General features: G+C 36.3%; 7 protein-coding genes. All 7 read right to left on the bottom strand.

Features of this window, described 5'->3' with window-relative positions; all coding sequences use genetic code 11:
* The coding region (locus AZF08_RS07960) for a PHP domain-containing protein (RefSeq protein ID WP_235604053.1) at positions 1-1,619 on the bottom strand (1,619 nt) is incomplete at its 3' end.
* A 10-nt stretch (positions 1,620-1,629) separates the two neighbouring features.
* Positions 1,630-2,460, bottom strand: a complete 831-nt coding sequence (locus AZF08_RS07955) for an HNH endonuclease family protein (RefSeq protein WP_051725773.1) — start codon at positions 2,458-2,460, stop codon at positions 1,630-1,632.
* Positions 2,447-2,929: a hypothetical protein gene (locus tag AZF08_RS07950; RefSeq protein WP_033675002.1), complete on the bottom strand. Its 483-nt coding sequence runs from the start codon at positions 2,927-2,929 to the stop codon at positions 2,447-2,449. The genes AZF08_RS07955 and AZF08_RS07950 overlap by 14 nt, the downstream gene beginning before the upstream one ends.
* Positions 2,930-3,184: 255 nt before the next feature.
* Entirely contained in the window at positions 3,185-4,453 is a 1,269-nt protein-coding gene (locus AZF08_RS07945) for a PD-(D/E)XK nuclease family protein (protein ID WP_033675001.1), read from the bottom strand.
* Position 4,454: 1 nt separating this feature from the next.
* Complete coding sequence (locus tag AZF08_RS07940; protein WP_033675000.1) at positions 4,455-5,081, bottom strand: thymidine kinase; 627 nt, start codon at positions 5,079-5,081, stop codon at positions 4,455-4,457.
* Positions 5,078-5,233, bottom strand: a complete 156-nt coding sequence (locus AZF08_RS30440; protein ID WP_156029105.1) for a hypothetical protein — start codon at positions 5,231-5,233, stop codon at positions 5,078-5,080. The genes AZF08_RS07940 and AZF08_RS30440 overlap by 4 nt, the downstream gene beginning before the upstream one ends.
* Positions 5,234-5,502: 269 nt before the next feature.
* A complete protein-coding gene (locus AZF08_RS07930; RefSeq protein ID WP_033674997.1) occupies positions 5,503-6,357 on the bottom strand; it encodes a hypothetical protein in 855 nt (284 codons plus the stop codon).

The raw sequence follows: 6,357 nt of genomic DNA, 5'->3' as shown, positions 1-6,357 counted from the left end.
AAGTTCTGAGCATCGATTTCCTTCATATTGATTTGAGTAAGTGTAACAGGCTCTTTTGTTTTATTATCGATTACTGTGATTAACCCCATGTTCTCATCTAGAGGAATTGGAGATACAGCAATACCACAGGCATGCGCTCCTATACTCACAATTGTACCTTGGATTAAGTCTACATAGTAGAATAACTCTGGGTATTTGTCACGATAATACTGTTCGCTTTCTTCTATACCTTTTGCAATATCATCTACTTCATTTAACGACATATCAAGTCCTCGACCAACATCTCGAATTGCACCAAGTAACTCAATTTTGTTATAAGTGATAATCTTCGCACAGTGCAACTTAGGATGGTTTAACAAGTAATCCTGTACAATTGGTCTTTGTGATGGTGGAAAGTCAGTGTCGATATCTGCTAGAGAGATACGCTCTTTACTCATGAATCGTGCAAAGTTTAACTTTCGGTCAATTGAGTTCATATGAGTAATTTCCATTAGATAAGCAATGATACTTCCACTTACTGAGCCACGACCAAATCCATAACGAACGCCTTTACTACGAGCATATGACTTAACGTCATCTTCAAGAAGCATATAATTTATCGCTTCATTGGCTTTGTATACTTCCAGTTCATGCTGAATTCGCTCTGCATAAACAATCTTCTCATGATTGGGTAGCTTGTCGATTCCTCGTTTAACAATACCTTCTGAAATCTTCTTCTGGAACACTTCCTCTGGATTGTCGTATAACTTAGGATACTTCTTGCTGTAATCTATCTCCCATGGCTCTACCATATCAGCAATAACATTTGTGTTCTGTAATGCTTCATGAATCTGAGCCTCTGTAAAGATACTTTGTCGTTTGAACATCTCTACCATTCTATCATATGAATGGAAGCTTAAATCAAAACTATCTTCATCTGTAAACTTGATTCGCTTAGCCTTCTGTAAGACTTTACGAGCCTTGTCATACTCTGGATTTAAAGCATGTGTATCAGAACCTGCTACTAGTCTAATACCTGTTCTCTCAGAGATATTCAGTAGCATCTTATTGTATTGAATCTGCTCAACATGGTAATGTGGTTGGACTTCAAGGAACACTCTATGCTTATTCTCTGTCATCCATTGAACCACTTCTGCAAGCATCACTTGTGAATTAGCGCTACCTGTTCGATTCTTATGTAACTGCCAGATAACTCCACCAAGACATGCTGTCGAAATAATGATGTTGTCAGATGTATTCTTGATATCTTCCCAAGAGATACGAGGACTATAGTAATAAGAATTACCCTTTCTATTAAAGGCGGTAGAAACCATCTTATTCAACTCTTTAAAACCTTCGAAATTACGAGCAAGTAACACCATATGGAAGTTGTCACGAACCTTTTCTTCTAACGTCATAGTGACGTAAATTTCACAACCATGAAGATATTTAAGTCCATTCTTTTCAGCATACATCTTCTTGTTATAATGTGATAAAACATTGCCGTGTTCCGTAAAGGCGATGGAGTGCATACCCATGTCCACTGCCTTATCGATATACTGTTTATAATTATTTACAACCTCAACCATCGACTGATTACTAAGGTCTGTATGTAAATGTATAGCTGTATATACGCTCATAACTTCCTCCTTATATACCATACTTCTCAAATAGATGTCTTTGAGGAGCGAATTCTTTTCCATAATGCTCTAGTTCTGCTTTTAACCTAGCTTCTATTGCATCATCAATTTTATCAAACGTCCCAATCTGAGTTGGTTTTTTATTGATGTGAATTCTAGCAATCCACTTTCCATTTTTCTTATTCTGACTTACTCCAGTGAATCCAGACTTGTTATTTTTATAACCACTATGATTCATGTGATTCTTCTGTTTCTCAATAACCCTAAGGTTACTTCGCTTGTTGTTTAATTTATTTCTATCCTCATGGTCAACTACAATGTTTTTTATAGAGCTAGGATTTGCGATTATATGGTGAAGAAATTTTAATTCACCGCTTACCCTAGTTACAACATATCCGTCCTTATTCATAGACCATCTTTTATCTTTAACGGCACTTAGGTCTTTAATGTCTACCATCGCTGTGCCAATCTTTTCATACCTTCTGTTCTTCAATGTTATATAGACTGTATCTTCGTCAGTTTTAATTTCACTGTTGGTATATTGTGAGTCAGAGGTGCGTTCTAGTATCTTACCGTAAACACTCATCTGGTCGTAATGCTTCTTGCAAAGATACTTGTATCCAAACTTATCTCCCTTGAACACTTTACTTGCACTCTCGTCTTTTCCACAGACACTACACTGTCTCGCTTCTCTTAACTTATCTTTGTTTACATCAGTTATTTTTCCATAATTACTGTACTGATTATAGTGTCTTTTACAAAGAAAAGAATGGCTGTACTTTCTTCCGCTTACAATCACTTTCTCTTCACTAGTTGCACCGCAGACTTCACAGACCTTCATCTTCTACCTCCCCTATCCATTCTGCAATCATCTTATCGGTATATTCATCCCAATCACCATCAAAACTTGTGACGAGAAATTCACCACTTGTTGTTCTGATTTTGATATGGTCAATGCCAACCTCCATAATAATACTGCATTCTAGGTCGTATCGCCTTCCAAAATAGCCATTGCAATAGAAGTTCTTAATCTCTTTACCAATAAGACTACTCCTACCCTTTATTCTTCGAAGAGAATTTCTTAAATGCTCATTCTCCTTCGCTAAATCATCGAGACGAGAAGCATCCTCAGAGCCTTTAACCGTTGTTTTCAACTGTTGAATCTCTGATTCTAACTTAGCGACCTTCTCAGCCTGCTCTACAAGATAATCAAAATCCTTTTTATCCATAAGAGACGTTTCATATCCTAATGGATTACTTTTAGTATGATACGCTTCCTCTTTCACACGTTCCAATTTATCTACTGCCATGTTTATTACCTCCTCTTTACTACATAAGTAATCTTAACATGGAGTCCATTAGATTGCAATGGTTTTGTTTAATCTTTTTTAAAAAATATACGGCTGTTTAGACCGTACCAGATGCGCCTAGTATCATCCCTACAACTAGCATCGCAGTGATAAACAAAACCCTTTGCCATCTCTTCATGACTCCAACTCCTCAAGACTATCCTGTTGCCTTATATTATAGCAAAAAGACGTAGAAAAATCTACGTCTTAATCTCACTATAAACCTAGCATAGCAAGGATTTGCTCGTCACTTGGCGCTTCCTTCTCTAAGAACATAGCATTATGCTCTTTGAACTCTTTATAGAACTTACAGTGGTCTCTCATATCACAAAGATTCACACAGTAGTATGAATCACTGTTCTCGATTTTACCTCTGGTAAACGCCTCTTCATGATTCTCCGCTTCAGTTTTTTTAATGATTTTGTTTAATGTATCAACAATTTGAGATTCCACCTCTTCAAGAACCTCTGGTGTTAATTCAACATCAATATAGCAATTGCCAACTTTATACTTATTCTTAACAAATGGAGGCATGTTATCTAAGTTATTCTCATTGATAGCCGTTGTAATCATATCATCAATAGTAACTACATCGAATAAATCCTTCTCTATCTCTACAATCTTCTGCTTCTCTACTTCAATTAGTGCATTGATAGCAGGCTTCTCTTCTTCTGTAGTCTTCTTTAGATTAAGTTTTCTCTCAAGCTTGGCAATCTCCTTATTAACCTTCTCAATCTCTTTTGGAACATCTTGAAGGTCTTTTCGAATTTGATTAGCCATATGAGCAACCCAAAGTCTACGTTCAGCTTTTGAAGTCTTCTCTTTTCCATTCTTCTGCATGAATGTTACATTGCAGTATTTCATCATATCGTATCTGATTCGAATCTTCTCCATAGGAATCTTACGGAACTTACTAACACCAAATGCATAGATGATAAGCTGTTGAGCCTTCTCAATTAACTTCTTGCCTGTAAATCCGCTCATAGAAGATGTTTTATAATCAAGGATTACAAAGTTATTCTGTTCGTCATAATATTCGGAGTCTATGTAGCCTTGGAAGATATACTTCTCAATACCTTTGAATTCTGCTAATACTGGCTTCTCATTTACAACCTTGTATGGAATTACTTCTGTATTAGTGAAGTAATGTCGAATGTTAGCAATATATGATTCCCATTCACTATCATTTGGGAACTTAAGCTTCTTATCATCTGCCATTAGATAATCAAGGATTCTCTGCTCCAATTCAACTAGCATGCCTTCATAAGTAAACTCATCTTCATAGAATCCCTGTATGATATCATGGGAGTTTGTTCCCCATACTGTATAGCAGTTGTCACCTTTCACACGAATCTTTTGGATATAACGTAAAAAGTACGCCCAAGTACACTGTGAGAATGTACTCATCTTACTAAAACTCCAAATTTGCTTAACGTTCATCTTTTCCTTTATTAACTCTAACTGCTGATATGTTAAACGTGCCATGTTATTCTCCCTTCGATTTATGGAACTTCATATAGTCTTCAAAGAAATGCTTAGAACACTTTGGTACATAGTAATACTTGTTCTTCTCTTCCTTCGTATCACCAATTACAACTGTTTCACCTTCAAACATCGGCTTACCATCTAAGAATCGAACGTTGTACATCGCTTTACTCTTACAGTTCTCTTCTCTGCAGATGGTCTTAATTTCTTCGAATCGATTCGCATGTTCAAACAATGCCTTAGAACCTTCAAACATAATCCCTTTGAAATCAGTTTTAAGACCATAACAGATAACTGGAATATGGAATAAGTCAGCTATCATACGAAGTTGTACAACCTGCAATGGTGCTAAGAATTGCGCTTCGTCAACGAAGATACAAGCAATCATCTCTCTCATATTTAATAGCCCATGTACATATCCTTGAATGTTGAAACTCTTATCGATATCCATACATGGAGCAGACAACCCTACTCGACTTTCAATTGTGCCTTTAGATGAACGTGTGTCCTCCACAGGCTTTAATAGCAATGGGAATTCTCCACGCTGTTTATATTCATGTGCATCCATTAATAATCGTGCTGTCTTGGAAGAATCCATACAGCCAAAACGCCAATAAACTTTTGTCACTTTGCTAACCTCTTTCTTTTGACAAGCACTTCTTCTTTGTGAAGCTTCTCCACAAGCTTGTCTATCTGTTTTCTTGGTTGAAAAGATACTCCATATCTCTTAAACCTTTTGTTAATCTCAGTTCTTCTTACCCATGCCTCGTCCTCAGTCAATGCCCTATCCTCCTAGAAGTCTAAAATTGAATCGATATCAAATTCTGTAACCTTATCTACCTTGTACACTGTTAAATCCAAGGTATACCAAGCTTTCTTTAATTTAAGGTACTCCTTGATAAACTCCCCTTTATCTTCGAAATACTTAGTTTTGGTTTCCTTGTCAATGCTCCCATTTGGTAATATCATTTGGAATTTAATAATATAAACTTTGTTCATCTCGCACCTCGTTTTAATGGTTTTGTTTTACAATAATTGTTGGCAGAAGATTACGACTCTACCAAGCTCATATGATATACATCCAATTTCTCTTCATAGCTTTCTTCATACCATAATACATACTCCTCTATACTTACTCCCATCTTCTCTGCGAGATATGGGATAGTACTTTCATAGAAGAATGAAAAATCAATATCCTCTTCAAGTAACTCTATCCAGTCGAATATATTTCTATTGTTCTTCGACCTGTTCAAAGATAATTCAGATGGAGCAATATTGTATTCGGTGTTGCCACCTCCACGAGTAACAGGTAGCATATGCTCAGTGCTTTCCTCTAGTATCTTTAATCCTGTAAAACAACATACATTTCCGAATAAACTCTTAAAGTCCTTAATAGCAACTATGCAGTCAATTGTTACAGGTGTATTGTTTTTAGCCATCCTCCTATTACTCATACCTCGTTTAAAAGCTTCTTTACCATCTTCTGTTTTACGATACAGCTTCATATACTCTGTTCTATGAGATTTTACCTCTTCCCTGCTACAATAATCCCTTTTCCTCTTGGACACTTTATCCTTCTTTTCTTTATGATATTGCTTGTTGTAATTTGAAAGATGCTCCTTGTTGTCCTCTCTCCACTTCGCTCGCTTGTCCATATACTCTTTATCATCTTTTCTTTCATGGTAATATCTGAGAGTATCTTTGTTTTCTTGATAATAAGCCTTTTTCCTATTTTTATGACAAGTTTCACAAAACGACCTTCTACCTGTCTTTTTACAGGTAGACTGTCTGGGAAACTCGTTTAAACCCTTGACATCCTTACAGTTTCCACATTCAATCAAGACTACTTCCCCTTGTTCATCTGTAAAGTATCTTCTGCCAGTTTTGAAAGTGTGTTCTAACAA

The organism is Bacillus gaemokensis (assembly GCF_001590835.1).
GTDB lineage: Bacteria > Bacillota > Bacilli > Bacillales > Bacillaceae_G > Bacillus_A > Bacillus_A gaemokensis.
The sequence above is the reverse complement of the archived record's forward strand: the minus strand, read 5'-3'. Positions and strand labels throughout refer to the sequence as shown.

Coding starts and splice junctions, on each gene's coding strand:
- AZF08_RS07945 (WP_033675001.1), bottom strand. CDS start 4,453: ATGGCACGTTTAACATATCAGCAGTTAGAGTTAATAAAGGAAAAGATG.
- AZF08_RS07955 (WP_051725773.1), bottom strand. CDS start 2,460: ATGAAGGTCTGTGAAGTCTGCGGTGCAACTAGTGAAGAGAAAGTGATT.
- AZF08_RS07950 (WP_033675002.1), bottom strand. CDS start 2,929: ATGGCAGTAGATAAATTGGAACGTGTGAAAGAGGAAGCGTATCATACT.